Genomic DNA, 19,318 nt, shown 5'->3' on the forward strand with positions numbered 1-19,318 from the left:
CCGAGCGTGCTTGCGAAGTACGGCCTTGTCCTGTTAACCCTGGTATTCGGCATGGTGGTCTTCGCCGCCGGGTTGCTTGCGCCTTCCTCATTCAAGGAAGGTGTGGCAAAAATAGCGCAACAAATCGGAGCGAAAATCCCGGGCCGTGCCACTCCAGGTACAGGGGCGGCTTCCACACCAACCGCAACACCTGGCAGCACACCAGCCGCCGCTGCCGCTTCTACAGTCGCTGCGGCCCCGGCAAGCGCGCCGGCCGTCGCGGCATCGTCACCCCTGCCTGCGGCCAGCCTGATATTGCCGACGGTGGCCACGGCTTCTCCCAGCTTCGCGCTGCAGGCGGCACAGTTTTCGACGGCGCAGCCTGCCAGCCAGCTGGCTTCGTCAATACAGGCACAAGGTGTCACCAGCACGGTCGTCCTGATGGGCGAGCCCGCGGGCGGTTCATGGTCAGTGGTCACCGTCGGGCGTTTTGGCAGCGCGGACGAGGCATTGTCCCAACGCAACTACCTCTCGCTCAAGCTCGGGCTGCCACCCAATATGGGCACCATCGCATTGCCGCCCCCACCCAAATAACAACTCAGCGCAGCAAGTGCGCTACCGGGTGCCGCTGCTGTTTGTTGACCCAACCAGCCTGGCCGTAGGTGTCGACATAGCAGACCGCGAGCTGTGCCATGCCAAGCGAGCAAAAGTAAACGTACAGGTTCGCATCCTGCTTGGGGGCCATGTACCAAAGCCACGGGCGGGTGGCCAGGCCCCAGCTGCCAACCCGGTGCACGAGAAGGTCGGCCTGGCCGAGGTCACTGACGAGCGCGACACGGATGTCGGCGTCACCCATCGTGGGGGATTCATAGATGCGCGGCATATATTTCTTTGTGATCGGGGTTTTCCTGCTGCCGCCGGCGAGCGGTCTGCCGGATCGGGGTCATTTGTGTTTCAGACCGCCGGCGACTTCGGCACGGCACTTCACACAATACGCCATGGCGTCACCCGCGCTGACCTCGCTGGTGGCGTGGTGGTGCACATCGGACAGCGCACCGTGCTGCTGGATGTCGTTCCAGGCCATGAACGACGACTCCTTCGCCGCGTACTCGTGCCAGCTGTCCATGCCGGTCATGCTTTTGGCAAGGCCGTCGAGCGTAGCCTGGCGTTGCTGCACGAGCGTGCCATGTTCCGCAACGCGTGTCGCCTCGGCCGCCTGGTACTTGCTCATGAGCAGGTTCTTGCGCGCATTTTTTGTGTTGGCGCCGAAGGTCGGTGCAGCTGCCGGCACATAAGCCGGCACGGCTGGTACCAGCCCGGCCGTGAACGCGTCGAGGTGTGCCGCCGCATGGGTGTTGCCGCGCTGGTTAAGTTCCTGGTGCGCAGCGAGAAGGCTGTGGCCCTCTGCACAGGACAGTCCGCGCTTGTCCTCAGCCGGAGTCTGCTGGACATGCCGGTCCATGAGTTTTTGTGCAAGCGGATGGTCCGCGTGGTTGGCCTTCATATAGGCCACGCGGGCCTGGTATTTCGGCACGCCGGCGCCTCCGTCCGGGACCGGTTTTTTGGCCCAGGCGGTGTTTTTTCCCGTCACAGAAAGCGAATCACTGCCGCCGGTCAGGCGCCCTCCGCCTGGCGCTGTGACCGTCATCGTCGCATGTACGAGATCTCGCGGCGGAGCAGCGGTGGAAGGCGATGCCGTACGCGTCGTCTTCGGGCCTGACTGCGCTGTGACCGGCTTGGACAGCGCTGGCGTTTGTCGTTTGGATGCCATGGTTTACTCCCTCTGAAAACGTGCATATTTTTTCCCGGGTGACACGACCGGTATCTGTAACCTGGCTCCGGACTGCGAAAATTGCCGCATGCCGGGCTCGTGCCCTGCAGCGCAACGGCCGCGCAGCCGCCCGCACGGCCAGCGTGCCGGTTGCGCTGTGTTTGAGACGGCCTGAATCCCCGTTTCTCCCCGCCATCTACATGCCGACGCCGCGGCCGGTGTCGAGTTGTGCCGCAACAAGGCGGCGCCGGTCTTCTTCAACCGCAGACAGATGGCCACCTGGATCAGTCACTTCAGCCGCCTGCTTCCTGAATTTTTTGGCAGTGGACTGCAACTGTGGGCCCTGCAGTGCAGGCAGCCGCGGATGACTCAATATCTCCGACCCGTAGGCCTCCATTTCCCGTTGCGGGCTGGTCGTGGCCTTCATGACTGCCGGGCTTTTACGTTGCGCGACGTGTGTCATCTCATGACCAACAGTGCGAACGAGCTTGCGAAAGCTGTCCGTGTTCTCGTCACGAGTGATCTCTTCCAGCGCACGTTTTCCGTAACCTTTTTTCATCGTCAGCGTGATCGGCTTCGTCCTGTCCTTTTTGGCGCTGTAGCCGCCACCGGTCGAAGCATGACCGGCATCGTCCCTCACCTTGACCTTGTCGGGCATCGGCAGTGTGCCGTCAGTGGCCCGATGGACTTCAGTCGCGGTGGCTTTTGTAACCGCACGTAGCGACAGGTGGCTCGGATGCGATTTCGGCAACGCATTGCGCGTGGCCATAACGTTGGCAAACATGTCCCAATGGTCGAGCGGCGCTCGGCCCTGCGCCGCTCGCTGCTTGACCGCCAGCTGGGTCTTTGTCGGTGGTTTCACGGCTGGCGGCACGCCCACGCCCTGCTGCGGACCCGGGTTTTGCGCAGAGGCATTTTTCTTTCTGAGTAGCATGATGTTTCCTTTCAGGTTCAGAATGTGAAGCCCGGGCCAGCCACCCACCGGACAGGGCTCAGCGGCGGTTCGGTCAGGGTCTTGTCATTGGCCATTTCGCGCAGGCTGCTGAGGTCAAGCCGGGGAGTCGCGCCGCGCCAGCGCCAACGGCGGCAGCAGGCAGCGAGCCGAGATAGCGACGTGTCGACGGCTTGAAGGCGGCGTCCCTCGCAAAATTGGCGCGACGCGCCATCCTGGCCCATACCATGCTTTACCTGCCCGGCGCGATGCGCGCTCTCATTTTCCTGCCTGCTTGTACATGTCGGCGAGGCCGGCGCGCTGTTCGGTGACAACGTCCTTCAGATGGTTTTCATGCGTGGCATCGATATGTCCGGTGCTCCGGATGCGCGTGAGCATCTCAAGCTGGCGGTCCATACCCCACTCTGCGTCCTTTTTAGGCACCACGCCCTGCTGCGAAGGGTTATCGAAGGGACGGGCATCGTGAATCGTCGGTTTGCCGAAGAGCGTCGCGGGTGTGGCTGTTGACCGGAACTCGACCTCAAGCGTTGCCGCGTAGTGGTCCTGCGTCGTGCCCATCGGGCCGGCGAAAGGTACCTGGCCATGATGAGCGTTCAGCAGGTAGGCGCGGTGGTGCTCGACCACTGCACCGCTTCCGGTCGTGAGCTTGCGCCGGTGTTGCGTTTTATTCATCGCCGAAGCCGGCAGGCGTTTGCTCAGAGAAGCACCGGCGCCGCTTTTCCTCGAACTGCCGGCTGCCTGGTGCAGGGAGTCGGGACTCATGTGGTCGACCTCAACCGGTGCCTTCGATGGGGTCTTTTTGTAGACCGACTGCTGCGCGTGCGTGCCGATGACTTTTTTGGGGCCGCGTATCGGCCCATAATTGCTGGGCGCCGGGCCCAGCCTGTCCTTGGCGGTCTGGTCCGCTGTGTACCGTCTCGATGCCATGGTCAAACTCCTGGTGGGTTAAGAAAAAACGCGGGGTTATCCGCGCCACGTGTCAAAAGCCGTGCGTTTTATAGAGATCAGCCAGTTCACTACGCTGCTCGGTCACCACATCCATCAGGTGCTGTTCGTGCTCGCCCGTGATGTGCCCGGTGTTCTGGATGCGCTTGAGCATGTCGAGCTGCCGGTCCATACCCCATTCGGCATCGAGTTTCGACACCACTCCCTGCTGCGACGGCTTATCGAACGGCCGCGGATCGTGAATCGTCGGTTGACCGAACAAGGTGGACGGCGTCGCGGTCGAACGGAACTCGACCTCAAGCGCCGCCGCGTAGTGGTCCTGGGTTGTGTTCATGGGGCCGGCGAACGGTACCTGCCCGTGATGCGCATTGAGCAGATAGGCCCGATGCGCCTCGACCGCGTTGCCGCTACCGGTTGTGAGCTTGCGCCTGTGCTGGGTCTTGTTCATCGCAGCGGCCGGCAGCCGCTTGCTCAACGATGCACCGCCACCGCTCTTGCGCGAGCTGCCAAGGGCCTGGTGCAGCGAGTCGGGACTCATATGGTCGACCTCGACCGACGCTTTCGACGGTGTTTTTTTATAAGTCGACTGCTGCGTGTACGTGCCGAGCTCCTGCTTCACGCGTTTGATCGGCGGGAAGTTGCTAGGAGCAGGACCAAGCAGGTCCTTGCTGATCTGGTCGGCTTTGCGTTTGCGGCTGGCTGCCATGGTCGATCTCCAGTTAGGGTTGAAAATGCTTCAGGAAGGTCCAGGCGGCGCCGCCCTTCATCGAGTAACCGATTGCCTGATGCAACGAGCCGGGGCTCATATGGTCGACCTCCACCAATGCGCCCGATGACGCCTTCTTGCAGGTCAATTGCCGCGCATGGCTACCGATCTCGAGCTTGGGCTGCTTGACTTTCGGGTGACAGCTTCGCGCCGGTTCGAGCTTGCTTTTGCCGATCTCTCCAACCCTTCCTTTGCATTCCATGGTTTCTTCTCCTTCGGTTGAAAACAGAGTCAACGCACCAGCGGCTCCCCGATGCATTCGCACACGGCCGCGAGCCGGCGCTCGAGTTCGTCGTGAGTGCAGGCAAGCGCGCCAGGCAGCGCGAGGTGCATGAACCGGTAACCCACATCGTCGCCGCGCGACTCGTGCCCGAGCGTGTCAAAACCGGCTTTTTCAAGCAGCCGGTGCGAGCGCGTGTTGCCCTCGTGTACCGAGGTGAACAGGTGCCGCACCGGGCCACCGGCGAGGCTTGCCGTCAGCAGCCGCACCGCACGCGCACCAAAGCCAGTGCCTTGATGCTCGACACCTATCCAGAAATGGATATGCGCCATATCGGCCTCGCGGCGCAAACCGACGGCACCGACAAAACCTAAATTCCGGTGAACCACTGCATATTCGGTCCCCTCGCTGCCGCCTACATGGGCAAGATAGGTTTGCGCCTCTGCTTCACACGTAATTGGCGGCAATCCGGCCACCACGGCGATGTTCGGGTCCCGGTATTGATGCAGCCATGCCGGGATATGCAGGACATCAAGTGGCTCGAGCGAGAGCTCATCGTCGCGCAGCGCGTCGGCTTCATACCAGTTGCTGGCCTGCCAATTGGCCAGCCGGCGCTCCAGCAGCTCATGCATGCCTTGTGCCTCAGGATGACCGGCATCCAGGCGCAGACATTCCCGTACGACGCGCAATGCAGTGGCGCTGCGCCCGGTTTCCGCCTCCAGCCGCGCACGCAGCAGCAGCTGATCGATGCGAGAAGCCGTCGGCGAATCGCTGTCGGGAGTTTCGGCGAGCACATCACGCGCCAGCGCCCACTGACCCACATGCACCAGCAGGCGTGCCAGGCCTGTCCCGGCATCACAACGCTGACGCTGTGTCATGTGCTGCCACGTGCGTGTCAGGCTGCGGTGCAGTGTTTGCAGTGCACCTTCGTCCGCAGCGTCCAGCAGGCGAAGATCAAGGCTGTCGAGGATGGATTGGAGAGCCCAGGGATCATGACCCGAGCAGCGAAGGCGAAAATTGATTTCGTCAACGCTCTCCACAGGACTGTGGGGAGCCCCGTGCCACCAGCGCTCCGCTGGATGGTCTTCATCTACCGTCTCGACCAGACTGCTCCAGCTTGCGGCATCCATGCCGATGGCATCGTCGCGGCAGGCCATATGCTGAATGCATCCCGATGCGCCCCACTCCAGATGCGCAACATGTGCGCCGGCGCTTTCCTGATGCATGCCAAGCGCATGGAAATTGACCGGCAGTCCCAGTTCACCAGGAGCGAGTTGTTCAGGAAGCGCCATGCAGTTAAGCCTGATCTGCCGCTCATCGGCGACTCCCTGGTCTGCCGCCAGCAGCAAATAGCGTCCGGCAGAAAAATCGGCAAGCGCATCCAGCAGGGACAGTGCGGCGTTTGAAAGCAGAACAGTGGCACTGATCAGGCTGGCGCGGTAATGGCCCAGCAGCGCGGAAGCGGCTGAGGCAAGCTCATCCTCCGCCAAAGCCTGCCATTCGGAAACCAGCGCAAAACGGCCTTCGCTGCCTGGCTGCGCCTGAACCCGCGCCTGCAATAGTTCGCCGTAGTGCACACCGTACAGTTCTGCCGGCAATGCGGAGAACCCGCCTGCCGTCATCGCGACCACCGGGTTGCGTGACCCGAACAGGGCAAAGCGGTTCGCACCGAGCAAAAGCGGGTGGCCGCGCCGAGCCTGCCAGCTCGCCTGGTCAAGCCAGCCGCGCGCGACAAAAGGCTGAAGTGCCGGCTGTTTGAGCAGCGCCAGTGCCGGTTCTTCACCGGCCAGCGGGCACAGCACATACCGGACGGGCCAGCCGAGCATGCCGCAGGCATGCATCTCATCGCGCAAAGTGGTCAACACCATCGCAGCCAGGGCGCCGTCATCCGGACCCACGTTCAGGATGTAGAGTGGTTGCGACAAATCCAGGCTGCCCAGGCGTTCAAGCCTGCTCCAGTACATAACTACGGCACGCGCCCAGGCGCGCCCCAAGCGCGGGCCGGTCAGGGCGGCAGCAATGCCCGAACGCTCCTTAAATAGAAGGGACGGCAGTTCGCAAAGGTTTTTCCAGACCGAAGCGGCGATATCCATCGCCACTGACGGGGTCGACGGATCAGTCCCCAGGGAAACCGGTACGAGAAGCCCTTGGGGTTCAGATGATGCGATCATGTTTCCTCCCGCGCTGCGGGTGTTTCAAGCCCTACCAATTCGAAGATATTGAGTTGGCCGCCAAGACGGATAAACACTTCCTTGTAGAGCTCTGCGGTGTTGAGCCGTCCCCATTCGATCGCACGGCGTATCAGGTAAGGCGCCGGGCTGTGCGGATCCATCTTCAGCAACGCCTCCACCAGTTGCTCCAACATTGCGTAAACCTGGCGCCGGTCATCGATGGCCCACATCTGGTCACCCACAATGACCGTTTCGTCGGACCCCGCAACGGTGCCAGGCCCCGGCTCGGAATCCCCGCTCACCGTCGCCAGCTTTATCCCGCGCCGCTGCAGCTCAGATTCGGCCAATGCGTGCAGTTGAGCCAGCAAGCCGGCCAGCGCCGACAGACTCGGTCCGTCCACCGCGAAATGGCGGTCGATGCTGTCCCTGAGCAGTTGCATCGCTCCCAGCGCATCATTCAACTGCTGGTGCAGCGCCTGATACCAGGCCAGGGGCGTCGCGGCCATCGCTGCAGTGATCGTTTCCGTGCTGGCATGCTCCTCCTCATCAGCGCTGCTAGCTGCGGCCGCGGCGGCCGGGGCCAGTCGTTCGCGGTGCATGGCAACTTCCCAATCGGCGAGGTTGTAATTGCGATGCATGCCCGTTGAAGTCATGGCGAGCTGCTTGAGCACAAACGGCAAACGGTTGTTGAGCGAACGCAGGATGTTGGCTCGGTGTTCGCCGCCGGAATCAGCGTCCTGGGGGTAGAGATCGTCCCAGTAATCACGCAACAAGCCATCAAGCAGCAAAAGGCTGGGAGCTATCGCAGAAAACCCATGCTGGTTCACTTCGGCCTCAAGCAGCCAGGCAGCGACCTGCAGGTCCTTGGATTTGGAACAAAGGGCCTCGGTGGCGACACGGCTCACCACTGGCCAGTCCGCTCGCTTGAGCTTGTGCTCCCACGGACCCAACGGCAAACTCGCATCGTCCTCGCGTCTGGCGTTCTGGATGGTGTTGTAGACACCATTGCCTTTGACCGAATAACCGGCGGGATTGCCCGCGTCGATCGGGTCGAGCAGGGTCTCGAGCGAACATCCAAGCCGTTCGCCGAAGTAACGCTGTGATCGGGTCATCAATTCAGTGTTCATGGTTTTGCTCGCTTTTGCGTGGAAACATCTTGCCGCTGCGGTGCAGACTTGGGGAAAGGTCCCGGCCAGACCAGGCGGGTACTGGCCTGGGATTTCGGATCGGTGCCAGACAGGGTCAAGCCGAGGTAGAACGTGGCCTGGCCCGTCGTGACAACCGGGGCTGCTGTGGGTGTCGCCTGGGTCGTGCGCTGTATCGGCACGCTGAATTCGAGCAATGCCTTGCCGGGCTTGAGGGGATCGGCCGGTCGTGCCGGCGCAGGCTGGTAGCGCTGCAGCATGCGCAGCAGCGCCCAGTTGCCGCTTTCAGTAAACGAAGCTGTGCTGCCTTCGGCCCGGTAGCCGCTTTGCGCCGGGTAAGCAGCCGGTCGCCAAACAGACAGCTCGGCCCAATTCAGATCAAGCGCGAGCACCTGGCCGTAGCTCCAATCCACGGTTGACGGCTTTCCACCCGGATAGCTCGCCACCCGTGAACCTGAGCTCACAACCCAGCTCACGACCTGTTCACTGCCAGGCGACTCCTGGGGTAGCGCACGGAAAGTGATGTCGAGCTTTAGAGGCTGCGGTGCTGCGCCTATACCCAAGCCTGGCCGCAGAAACTGATCGGCTGCATCGAGTTCACTGAGGAACCCGCGTGCCGAAACGACCCAGCCAGGGCTGCTCAGGCTTGACAGCGACTGTTGCAGCGATTCACGTTGTGCCGCGTAGTCACTGAAGAAGGTCTGTACCTCAGCCAGCGAGGCGTCCGGACTGCTGGTCTCGCCGAACGGAAACCGACCCTTGAGCCGGCTGTTGAACCGTTTGGCCAGGGCATCGTAGGCAGTGGTTGCCTGTTCGGTACGACGATCGACACAGCGCAGATTCAGTTGCGCAATCAGGTCGCGCCGCCTCTCCGAGAACATGTCGTTGCCGTAGTCGGCTGGCTGGTAGGCCGCCAGCACCTTGCCGCAGTTCGCATAGGTGAGATCGGCAATGGTCTTGAGGAAAAGCGTGTCGAGCGCGCCGACTTGCTTGCCCGGATCCTTGAACTGCACGTAACTGGTGACCTCATTGATCGTATTACTCCAGTACGGCAAGGTTTGCGCGTTGTCGCGCTGCGCATCGTTGACGCCGTCAGTGTTGCGCAACAGATTCACGAAAGGATCAGCGTAGCCAGCGAGTACCTGCGCGCGCGCAACCTGCCGCGCGAGGTAGTCGCGTATCACCGGTGTGGTGCCCAGGTTCACGAGCAGGCCGTCGGCAGGACCGGCCTCGGGGTCATAAAGCCGGCTGCCACTCACAAGGCCTGAGACGCGGCCCAGAGCATCCGATGAAAAGTCCCGCGCGCACTGTGAAACGCGTCCTGCGCTCGCTGTAAAGCCGAACTGGGTATAGAGCCGCAGGTTGCCGATCAGCGGATCCAGTGCGCGCGAAAAATCACCACTCTGCTGCAAAAGCTGCTGGTCTGCCGCCGAGACCGCGTCAAGTCCCTGAAGCACGAACGACTCAGTTGCCGCCGACTGCGCCGAGCGCATCGCGTCATTCATGACCTGCTCAAGCTGCGCCCTCGCAAGCCGGTCGAACAGCGGCTTGCTGGTTGCCGGCGCACCGAGAGGCGGCAGTCCCTGGCCTGCTGCGAATCGCTGGTAATCAGCAGCGTAATTCATGGACCGGCCGAGGTCTGCCAGGCGCCAGCCCGGCGCTGAACTCACGCAGGCGAAGGCCTGCGGGTTCCGGACCTGCATGAAAGTCTGCTGTAGCAGGCTTTCGAGGCCGCGTACCTCTGCCGACAGTGCCGGATTCATGACGAGACTCTGGCCCTGTGCGATGAGCAGAGGCCCGTAGGGCGAAAGCTGCATGCCGCGCAGCACCTGCATGGCCGGGTTGTAGCACCTTGCCTCATCAAAACCGCCGTCACCTGCCAACAGGTCTTTCGGATAGCTGTACTGCGTCACGAGGGGCGACAGCAGTTGCCGCAGTTCCTTCGCGTCATCGGCGCAAGGGTTGTTGTTCGGGTCCGATGGCACCCATGATTTGGCGACCCAGACCAGCCATGAGGTGAACCGCCTGGTGTTGTCAACAAGCGGCCCTTTTGCCGGATCAACCTTGGCCAGGAGGCTGGGGCCCGTCGAGGCCTCAGCAAGCAAATCGACATGCAGTTGCCGGCTGGAATTCGCCAACTGGCGCGCCCAGTTGCCGCGCGAACGCTCGGGCACATTCACCACGCCGCTGTAAGGCACTTGCTCGAGCGAAGCGGCAACCACGCCGCCGGGCCGCGCCGCAGCAAGGGGCAAGCCCGCTCCGTAGACGTAGAGATAAATCAGGTTGAGATCATCCAGCTTGCGGACGGTGGATTCGGCGGGTATGGCAGTCAAGCGTGCGAAACGCTGGAGCTTGTCTTCCAGGTTGTTCACCTCCAGCGCAAGCACCTTCAGGTTGGCGCGGGTTTTGGCATACGCCGAGTTGTTGACTGTGATACCGGCAAGCGTCGGCTCGGACGCTACGGCCAGACCAGCGTCGAGCCGCGCGACCCGCGCCTGCAGGCCGCAAGCCAGCGCCGGAAACACCGTGCGCGCCATCACGGTACTGGAGACAGCCTGCACCGCGTTGTTGCTGGCACGCCGATCGACCCAGGACAACGGCATCGTCGCGAACACCATGTCGATATCGAGGGCCGAGGCCCGGGACAGCGCATCGTCAATCAATGGGCGGCCGGCGCAGCTCTCCTGTGCACCTGCCAGTGCCTGCGACTGGTAGAGCGCGGCGATGCTGCGACCCAGACCATCAACCTGGCGCTGCAGCCGCCAGCCCGATAACACCAGCGCCAACAGCAGCAACCCGGCCAGCACGATGCAGGCTTGCTGAAGCCGCAGCAGCCCCGGCTCACGCGACCAGAATGACGCCAGCGTGGCGCGCGCCAGCCCGCATTCCCCCAACGCCTTCTGCGTCAGGACGTCTTCGGCAAACGAGACATCGGCACGCGGCATGCCTGCTGGCGCACCGGTGCCTTCGGTGCAGCCCGTGAAATAGACACCTCGGCACAGTGCAGGCTGCGTCGTCGCCGTGTCGTGAAAGACCTCGGCCAGGTAGTCGCGCAAGGGCGCATGCAAACGCTCGAAATGCCTCGGAAACAGAAAAAACGCATCAGCGTCGGCAATCTGCTCCTGGGTCGCAGCGGCCTCTACCTGGATCTCCTTGAGTCGTTCACCGATGCCAACAAATGCCTCGTCAATCCACTGGACCGGGCCGGACTGCAACAGGCCGTCGCGCGCCGACCAGCCAAACATGCCTTCCCTCTGCGAACGCCCCTGCAGACGCCAGTACGGTGCAAATCCATCAACCGCGTCGCACTGGCTGACGATCACGTAGACCGGCAAGGCCAGGCTGGTGGCGGAACGCAGGTCGTCGAGCTGTCGCCGGGCATCGAGCGCGAGTTGAAGCACACTCTCACGGCCCGTGCCCAGCAAGTTACGGGAGGAAACCACCAATAGCGCCCCGTCAAGTGCACGTTCGGGGCGCAGGTGGACGAGTCCGCGCAGTACGGCTTGCCAATCTGCCGCGTCGGGCCCGGTTTGACCGGCAGCGCTGAGCTTGCCTTGCGGGTCTATGAGTTCACCCTGTGCCAGGCTGTGCCAGGCTGTGTGGGGGACGCCGGCGATCGTCGCCGCCTGTGCGTCTGGCCGTTGCCGGACCTGCAGCAACGAAGCGACCAGGCTGCTTTTACCAGCGCCGGCCTGCCCGATCAAGATGATCCAGGTTTGCTGGTAGCGCTCCCGTGCGGTTCTGGATAGCACGGTCCGCAATCCGCGCAACCAGGCCAGGAACGACTGCCAGCGCGTTCGCCAGAAACTCGCTGCCAAAACCGGCTTGATGGCGCCGGTGGCCACGATCAATTTGGCCCGGCGCGAGCGCACGATCAGCCATAACACCAGAATGCCGAATACTGTCGCGACCGCAGCAAGCACGCCAAACCAGGTACTGCTGTTCATGCTGCTCATCTCAGACACCTGCAACCTTGACCAGCGGCTGGATCAGCCATAGCCAGAGCGCCGACGACACCAGCACAAAGCCAAATGCATAGCCCATCGCCAGACGCAACCACGGGCGAAGGGGCGCCACCCGTGCATCGGCAGTCGACTTGACCGTGTGTTCATAGGCTTGCACAAACAGCCTGCCGTCAGGCTCTGCCGATCGGCCGTTGACAAAACGGTACAGTCGCTGGCGCAGCGTGTCCAGGAACAGCTGGCCCTGCGCTCCCCGGTGCATTCCCTTGAACCCAAGCTGCAGCGCGAGCAGAAAGCAGGCAGCGAGATCGCGATGCAGATTGGATCGGGACACCACAGCCAGCACCTGCTCCGCCATGTCGAAGAAGCGTCGCCCGGCCTGGCGCGAACCGAACTGCCGGTGCTCAAGCAAAACCTCGAGCCAGGCGTCCTGCGCCGGCCACGAGAGTTCAAGGATGAATATCTCGTCAGCCAGCACCACCATCACATAGCTGGCTGCCGTATAGGCGCGTTGCTGCGCCTCACTCGCGGTAGCCCGCATATCGCGTGCCTGGCCGGCCAGAAGGTCGGCCAGGCGCAGGCTCACACGGCCCGCGAGTTCGGCCGGCTCGGCCGGTGCCGCACCGGAGACCCCCAGGTAGGCTTGCAGCGACCCGCGTTCGCTTTCCTGCCGCACGCGCGCAACCTCCTCATAGAACTGCGCAAAGCAGCTCAGGAGCGGCATTTCGGGCAAAGCGGCAGGCTGCATGGCTGCGTCTTTCAGGTCCGCGTGCCTGCGGCGCGCGGACGATAAAGCAGAATCATTGCGGGCGGGGTTCCCGGTGACTTCTTGTCACCGCTAATGACGAGGTTTTGTCCCGGGCCGAACAGTCTGGTCTCGCCCTCCTTGAGCTGCAGCACCTGGTTGTCGACTGCAAACAAGGCGGCCCCCGAGCGAAGGTTGCGCTTCGCAAGTTCCTCGGCGGTCAAAAGGCGTGGCCTTGCAGTCACGCGCAGCCGGGCTGCGGCAGGCAGCAACGCCTCGCTCGCAATGCAGGCGTCAAGCAACCAGCGTTCCAGTGACGCGCGGCCATCGGCCCCCAGGCCCTGGCCGCCTTGCGGCCTGAGCTCGACAAGCAGTTGTTCACCCGCGTCAGGAGGCAACACATGTGTAAATGTGCCGTCGGCATGGCGTTCAAACGGCTGCAGCTCGAAACTGGTATTGATATAGCTGAGCTTGCGCACCACATAGTCCAGCGCACGCCGGAACTGCGGCGAACAGTCATCGTGCTGATAAGCGTCCAGCACCGGCGGGATGGGATTGGCGCCGAACGATGCCATCGCGCCAAGCAGGAGCGCCAGGCTGTCGTAGACCGCGCGCGGGCTCGACTCGGGGCGCTGCACGATGAGGCTGAACTGAGGCAGCACGGCAGCCAGCCGCCGGGCCATCTCCAGGTGCTTGCGGAAATGGGCACCCTGCAATTCATCGTCCTCGGGGCCGTCGCTTTCCCGATTAGCGCCCAATTCGCGCAGCTTGAGCCACAGCGCTTCATTGAGCAGCTGGAGCCGGTGCCGCAAGCCGGTTGCCTTGAGAAAATCGCCGGCCTGCCAGCACAGCATGGGCGGGTGGTAGGGCTTGAATTCGACATGCCTGTTTTCTTCGCGCCGGAACAACTCGAACAAGGGACAGGCCTCGTAGCCGGCCGGAGCTGCAACTTCGGCTGACAGCGAGATCGCCGGCCGCAGGCGGTCGACCGGCACCGATCCGGTCAGGGTGTTCTCGTCAAGCGATACCAGGCCGTGCACAACCTCATTGCGTGCCGGTGTCGTATTCCAGTGATTGGAGGCGTTGCCCCTCACGGGCATGATCAGCGACAACCGCACCCCATCCGGCGTGCGCTGCAACTGCGCGGTGACATCAAGTTCGAGCGCTTTTCCGGTGTACGAGCCGGGAAACACGACCGGCGTGCCGTCTGGCATGATGCATTCAAGCCGTTTGATTGCGACGATACCGGCCTTGAGCTTCACCATATCCAGCTGCAGCAGGCTCAACCCCCAGAAATCCGGCGCGACGCACGACAGCCGGTACCTCAACTGCTCCTGCCAGTAAACATCGCTTTGCTGGAAATGCTGGGGTGACAGCAGCATCCCTTCGATCCACTGGACACTGTCGGGCAAGGCCGGGCCAGCCGCAGCTGAGAACAGCTTCGCTGCGGGCTGGGCGGCTTTAGGCGCTGAAGTGGTTTCGGGCATGGGTTCTCCAATCATGAAAGGCAGCTCGTATAGCTGATCTGCGTGCTACGCAGGGTGATCAATGCGCATTTGTAGGCAGTGATGTTGGCGACAGCCTGACCGCCGGCGCTCACATAGCTTGCGTAGCTGTAGACATAGACGGCCTTGCCATAACCAATGGGCAGGGGCTGGTTGGTGACCGTGCTGCCAGGGACAACCTGCACACCAAGCACTGCGATGCCGCTGGCCAGACCGGCTTGCAGCGCGTCGCGATTGGCAAACCAGTCGGGTGAGGTCTTCGGCAAGACGGCCGCCGCGTTCTTGTCGAAGACAAACACCAGGTCGACCTCGGTTCCCATATTCTGATTGGCATCGAGTTCGGCGACGATGTTCAGCGTCTTTAGCGGCGTAGTAGGGCTGTAGCCCAGCGCGTAGCTGATAAAACCGCAGCCGGAAACAGCCAGCAATGCCGCTGTGCCGAGAAAACCGTTGACGATGCGCATGATCATCCCAGCACCATCACGCATACCTGCGAAGGTGTGATCGACATGCCGATCGCGTTGCCTATCATGCCGTTCTGCCCGACCACACTGGTCAGCCGTGTCGCAAACACACCGCCCATCGCGACCTTGAAGCTACCCATGAGGTATCGGTCCGGCCCAATTTCCATGCCCGAAACCACGCCCAGGTTGACGCCGGGCTCGTCACCGTTGCTCAACGTGCCCTGCGTCACCAGGTTTTCAGCGAGTCCGCCGCCGATGATCACGCAGGCCTGCGAAGGAATGTGCGAAATCGTGATGACGATATTGGGAAACGGAATGGGCACCGGCCCCACCGGCGTAGGCACCAGACAGACGTCGGGAAACGCGAAATTGATGACGCAGAGGTTCGTATTGGCGAACATGACTCATCCCAGGCTGATGCGTTCAGCATCGAGCTTGATGTCTTCTTCAGCTGTAACCAACGCCTGCCGTCCATGGAGCCGCAGCAGCGCCGAGGCCTGCATGATCCCGTGCTCGACACGCGTTACGAGATGGCGTGCCGACTGCACCATGGTCTCACTGACGGACGCCAGGAAATCTCTTGCGTTGACGCTGACGGAGCCGCTGGCCGACGTCAGCTCGACGTCACCAAGACAACGCAGTGCGATTTGACGGGTGCAGGCCAGCTCAAAAGCTGGCTGGGTGATCGCCATAAGCTCCGCACCCGGCACGGAAAGCTCTGCACGGCCTGCGCCCGGCGTGTCCGCGGCCGGCTGCGGTCGCAGCAAAATATGGGTCACGAACAAGCCCGAAGCACTTTGCAACACGGCCACCGTGTCACCAGGCAGGGGCGTGAGCAGGCAGGAAACCGCTTGCAACGCAAGCCGGCCGTCCGCCAGCCGCCACCGCGCTTGTCCGAGCGACCGGCCTATGCTCGCCTCTCCCCAGCCGTGCACGGTTGCGGCGCGCACGGGAAGGTCAAGCTGTTGTGTTGCCTGTTTCATGCTGCTTCCATTTCAAGTGAGCGTTTTTCGGCGGCAGCGCGCGCCTCCTGGGTGCCGAGGGCGGCGGCTACGTTGGCACCGGTGAAATCGGCGCCGGTCCAGACCGCACAGTGAAAACTCGTGCGGTCGAGCTTGCAGTACCGGAAATCCATTGCCCGACCATTCGCATGCGCGAACTGGGCAAACTGCAAGTCCGATCCCGCGAAAACGACACTGTCAAGCCTGCTGTGATCCCAGATCGTTTTCACCAATCCGGCCCCGCGCAGCGAAACTCCGTTGAGTTGGGCTTTTTGCAATACCGCACCCTCGAGTTGGGCGCCGTCAAGATTTACCCGGTCAAACTTCGCTTTTACGAACTGGCAGCGTGTCGCGTCAATGCCGCCCATCAGAGTTTCGCTGAAGCTGACTTCGGCACAATTCGATTCACGGATGCTGGCGCGACTCAGATCAGCACCTGAAAAATCGGCACCCTGCAAAGTGCAACGCAACAAGCTGGCGCCGGCCAGTTTCTGCCCGGCGAAGCTGGCTTTGATAAACAGGCTGGTGCTGGCTCGCATGCCGGCGAGCCTGGCTTCCTGCAGTTGTGCCTCGTTCAGGCTTACCTGCTGCAATTCGGCACCCTGCCAGTCGCTGCCGCCCCACTGGCAATCTGCAAATGCGCTGCGCAGCAAGCGCGCCTCAATCCAGAAAGAGCCGCCGATGTCGCACTTCGTCAACATGGATTTCTCAAGGCGCGCACCGTCCCAACGACTTTGGCGGAGGTCACACTGACTGAAGGCCAGCATTGTGCCGGACGCACCACGCCAATCGCTGCCAGCCAGACGGCTCTGGCAAAAAGCGGTGCGGCGCAACCCGGCATCGCAAAAGTCGGCCGCGCCGAGTTCGCAATCAATAAAGGACGCTCCCTCCAGCTGGGCACCGGCCCAATGCGAACCCGCCAGCTGGCAGCCGCTGAAAACCGCACCTGTGAAATCGTGGCCGCTTGCATCAAGTCCGGCCAGCATCTGGCCACGCACCGGACGGCCAAGCCGCACCAGGCGCTGGATCTCGGCCCAATCCTGGGCGGAGGCCTGGCTGTAAGTCCTGCTCATGCGAGCCTCCTGCGCGCATCCAGACGTACACCGCGTGTGTCCGCATCAACCAGGCAGACCTCAGTGAGTTCGGCTTCATACAGGCTGGCGTCGCGCAGATCGGCTTTTCCAAAGTCAGCCTTTCGCAACAACGCCTGGTAGAAGTCGGTGCCCACGGCACTCGCACCGGGCAGTTGTGCCTTCATCATGAGAGTGCGCGGCAGGCAGGCACCGTCAAGGCTGGCGGCACTAAGGTCAGCCCGACTCATGTCGCACGCCATAATGAAAGCGCCGTCGAGCCGCGCACCCTGCAACTGGCTTTGCGTCCAGCTTCCGCGTTCAGCGCGCAATCCGGACAGGTCGGCGCCACGCCAGTCGCTGTCATTCCCCTGGACTTGCACCAGCCGGGCCTCTCTCCATTGACTGGTCGACAGGTCGGAACCGATCAGTGCACTTCTCTGCCATCGCGAACCCGAAAAATCGGCCCCCCGGGCTTGCAGCTTCCAGGCAACGCATTTGTTGAACGAGGCACCGCACCAGCTGCTTCCAGCCAGTTTGGCCTGGTTGAAAATTGTTGTGTCCAGCGTCGCGCGATCGAAGTTTGCGCCGCAAAGATCTGCTTCGTCGAGTTGCGCAGCTGACAGGTCGCAATCGCAGCCGCGAGCTTGTGTCCAGTTCGCCCTGGAAGCACGGGCCGAGCAAAGGCGCGCCCCGCGAAAACTCGCTTCGCATGCATGACTACTGCAGAGATTGGCCTCATCAAGGTTGGCCTCATCAAGTAGTGCGCCATCGAGCCGCGCCTGCGTCAGTACAGCGCGGCGCAGGTTGCAGCCGCGCAGGTCCGCACCGCTGAGGTCGGCGTACTCCAGCAGGCATCCACCAAGGTCAAGGCCCGCAAGTACTGCACCGCGCAGGTCCGCGCCGGCAAGGTCGCGGCCGGCAAGCTTTTCTCCGGCCTTCGCCCAGGCCAGCACCTGTGCCCCCAATAGCGACGCGACAGCGGGCGACAGCGCCTGCGCGGGCGACAGCGGGACGGGAGACGCATGGCGGGCTTTGCTTTTAAGTTGCGCGGCTGCCATAAGGTCGGCATGTTGGGACGGCGTTGCGGCAAGCGCGAGCGGCGCCAGTGCCTCTCGCGTCGCCGTACCATCGGCGCGCTGCAACACCTCCACCCAGAGCGGCCCGGACTCCGGAGCATTTTCATGCTCCCCAGCGGGAACATCCGTCTGCCCCGTCAGCACCTGTAGCTCTGCAAGCTGGTGAGCAAGTGCTGCCTGCTGAGCGGCCGCGTTTTCGCGGGTACTGGCCACCAGCTTTTCGACGCTGTGCATCAGGTCGGTCAAGTCCATGTCACCGTCGGCCAGGGCCTTCGCCGACGGCGTCTGGAGCAGGGGCGGCCCGGCTTTTGGCGGCTCGTAGCCCGCGGGCGGCTTCATGCCGCTTTGCTGCCAAAATTCGCGCGTCACTTCGTCAAGCACGTCCTGGCGTTTTTTCAGTGCCGCCTCGGCTTCGGTGGCAGCCAGCGCGGGATCGGCAGGATCGAGCCGCGGCGCGAGCTGCGACTCGTTGAGTGCATGCAACGGTGCAGTCTTGGGGTCCAGGCGCAGCGTGAGCACTTCTGCGTAATAGTTCAAGGTACGCGGCGCCTCGGTCGCGCCTTCGTAAGCCAGCATCAATACCCCAATGTCCAGTGCATCGCTGTCAGCGACCTGAATCTCGCCCCGCCAGGCCGCAACACCGAGTTGCTGCTCGGGGAGGAACCATACCGTGTCCATGCGCAGCCCGATTTCAGCCAGCGAAGCAGGAGAAGCGTCTTTTTTGAGCGCGAAAGCCTTGACGCGCTGCTCAGGCAGTGTGCCCCGGATGGCCTCAATCTGTGGATGCATCCCCTGTAACAGGTAGGCTTCGCCGCCCGCGAAAGGATTCGCGATGCGCTGGTCGGCCGCTGCCTGGTTATAGAGCCGCCAGTCAAGATCTCGCGGCAAGCCGGGATAATCCTCGCGCAGCCAGCGTTCATCGTAAGTACCGGCATAGCGCTTGCGAGGCACCCAATCGACAGGCATGGGCCCAAGTCCGGCAGGGGGATAGCGACGCCCATGGCAGTCAACGGGCTGGGCGGCGTACTCGACGTTCGGCATAACCCCTTCGTTCGCACCGGCTATTGCGGCGAACCGGTTGCCGTCATGGCCACAGCCAACCGGATTGTCTTCGTAGCCCGGACCACCGAAGGCATGTGCGAAATCAAGCGGCATGTGTACAAATTCCGCAGGCTGCGAGATGCCAAAGAGCGGCAAGACGCCATAGCGCCATTGCCTGTCGCCAAAAACCGCCAGACGCTTGTCGATGGGACCGACTTGCAGCCGCGCTTCCATGCGCCTCACCGGACGGTTTCCCGGCGCGCAAGCGCGACCCAGCACCAGGGCTTCGGCCCCGGTCTTGGGCATCGCCTCGTCCAGCGCCTGGCCCACCGGCAATGCGGCCAGTACCCGTGCCCATTGCGGGCCCTCCATGAGAAAGCGCTGCGGCCTGACTTCACCCAGCGGAAAAAAACCCAGCGCCGTCACCACCAGGCGGTTTATGCCGGATTGCCGGTATGTCTTGTAGAGCAGGCCTAGGCTCAAGGGCTTGATGATCTTCATG

General features: G+C 62.7%; 17 protein-coding genes. 1 reads left to right on the forward strand and 16 read right to left on the reverse strand.

Features of this window, described 5'->3' with window-relative positions; genetic code table 11:
* Positions 1–6: 6 nt before the first annotated feature.
* Positions 7–573, forward strand: coding sequence for an SPOR domain-containing protein (locus tag AC1DWQ_RS12740; protein WP_477669965.1), 567 nt, complete (start codon positions 7–9; stop codon positions 571–573).
* A 4-nt stretch (positions 574–577) separates the two neighbouring features.
* On the opposite strand, the gene AC1DWQ_RS12745 is transcribed toward AC1DWQ_RS12740, so the two are convergent.
* The 16 genes from AC1DWQ_RS12745 to AC1DWQ_RS12820 form a co-directional block, all read right to left on the reverse strand.
* Entirely contained in the window at positions 578–862 is a 285-nt protein-coding gene (locus tag AC1DWQ_RS12745) for a 7(1) septoil knot domain-containing protein (RefSeq protein ID WP_477669966.1), read from the reverse strand.
* A gap of 60 nt (positions 863–922) precedes the next feature.
* The gene (locus tag AC1DWQ_RS12750) at positions 923–1,750 is read right to left on the reverse strand and encodes a hypothetical protein (protein WP_477669967.1); all 828 of its coding nucleotides are present in this window, start codon (positions 1,748–1,750) and stop codon (positions 923–925) included.
* A gap of 196 nt (positions 1,751–1,946) precedes the next feature.
* Positions 1,947–2,732: a hypothetical protein gene (locus AC1DWQ_RS12755; RefSeq protein WP_477669968.1), complete on the reverse strand. Its 786-nt coding sequence runs from the start codon at positions 2,730–2,732 to the stop codon at positions 1,947–1,949.
* Between the two features lie 228 nt (positions 2,733–2,960).
* Positions 2,961–3,629, reverse strand: a complete 669-nt coding sequence (locus AC1DWQ_RS12760; protein ID WP_477669969.1) for a hypothetical protein — start codon at positions 3,627–3,629, stop codon at positions 2,961–2,963.
* A 52-nt stretch (positions 3,630–3,681) separates the two neighbouring features.
* The gene (locus AC1DWQ_RS12765; RefSeq protein WP_477669970.1) at positions 3,682–4,353 is read right to left on the reverse strand and encodes a hypothetical protein; all 672 of its coding nucleotides are present in this window, start codon (positions 4,351–4,353) and stop codon (positions 3,682–3,684) included.
* A gap of 13 nt (positions 4,354–4,366) precedes the next feature.
* Positions 4,367–4,615 (reverse strand): hypothetical protein, encoded by a 249-nt coding sequence (locus AC1DWQ_RS12770; protein WP_477669971.1) that lies wholly within the window; start codon positions 4,613–4,615, stop codon positions 4,367–4,369.
* 29 nt (positions 4,616–4,644) lie between these two features.
* On the reverse strand, positions 4,645–6,804 hold the full coding sequence (locus AC1DWQ_RS12775; protein WP_477669972.1) for a GNAT family N-acetyltransferase: 2,160 nt from the start codon (positions 6,802–6,804) through the stop codon (positions 4,645–4,647).
* Positions 6,801–7,931: a type VI secretion system protein TssA gene (gene tssA / locus AC1DWQ_RS12780; RefSeq protein ID WP_477669973.1), complete on the reverse strand. Its 1,131-nt coding sequence runs from the start codon at positions 7,929–7,931 to the stop codon at positions 6,801–6,803. Before tssA ends, AC1DWQ_RS12775 begins: the two co-directional genes overlap by 4 nt.
* Positions 7,928–11,896 carry a type VI secretion system protein gene (locus AC1DWQ_RS12785; protein ID WP_477669974.1) on the reverse strand — a complete coding sequence of 1,323 codons (3,969 nt, stop codon included), beginning with the start codon at positions 11,894–11,896 and terminating at the stop codon, positions 7,928–7,930. Before AC1DWQ_RS12785 ends, tssA begins: the two co-directional genes overlap by 4 nt.
* Before the next feature lie 10 nt (positions 11,897–11,906).
* Positions 11,907–12,659, reverse strand: coding sequence for a DotU family type IV/VI secretion system protein (locus AC1DWQ_RS12790; RefSeq protein ID WP_477669975.1), 753 nt, complete (start codon positions 12,657–12,659; stop codon positions 11,907–11,909).
* 11 nt (positions 12,660–12,670) lie between these two features.
* Positions 12,671–14,143: a type VI secretion system baseplate subunit TssK gene (gene tssK, locus AC1DWQ_RS12795; protein WP_477669976.1), complete on the reverse strand. Its 1,473-nt coding sequence runs from the start codon at positions 14,141–14,143 to the stop codon at positions 12,671–12,673.
* A gap of 11 nt (positions 14,144–14,154) precedes the next feature.
* Positions 14,155–14,625: a hypothetical protein gene (locus AC1DWQ_RS12800; RefSeq protein WP_477669977.1), complete on the reverse strand. Its 471-nt coding sequence runs from the start codon at positions 14,623–14,625 to the stop codon at positions 14,155–14,157.
* Positions 14,626–14,627: 2 nt separating this feature from the next.
* Positions 14,628–15,026: a DUF4150 domain-containing protein gene (locus tag AC1DWQ_RS12805; RefSeq protein WP_348049148.1), complete on the reverse strand. Its 399-nt coding sequence runs from the start codon at positions 15,024–15,026 to the stop codon at positions 14,628–14,630.
* Positions 15,027–15,029: 3 nt separating this feature from the next.
* Positions 15,030–15,608 (reverse strand): DUF3540 domain-containing protein, encoded by a 579-nt coding sequence (locus AC1DWQ_RS12810; RefSeq protein WP_477669978.1) that lies wholly within the window; start codon positions 15,606–15,608, stop codon positions 15,030–15,032.
* Entirely contained in the window at positions 15,605–16,612 is a 1,008-nt protein-coding gene (locus AC1DWQ_RS12815) for a pentapeptide repeat-containing protein (protein WP_477669979.1), read from the reverse strand. The genes AC1DWQ_RS12810 and AC1DWQ_RS12815 overlap by 4 nt, the downstream gene beginning before the upstream one ends.
* Positions 16,613–16,695: 83 nt before the next feature.
* Positions 16,696–19,317, reverse strand: coding sequence for a DUF2169 family type VI secretion system accessory protein (locus tag AC1DWQ_RS12820; RefSeq protein ID WP_477669980.1), 2,622 nt, complete (start codon positions 19,315–19,317; stop codon positions 16,696–16,698).
* Position 19,318 lies beyond the last annotated feature (1 nt).

The sequence above is a fragment of the Polaromonas sp. P2_G11 genome (assembly GCF_056403595.1).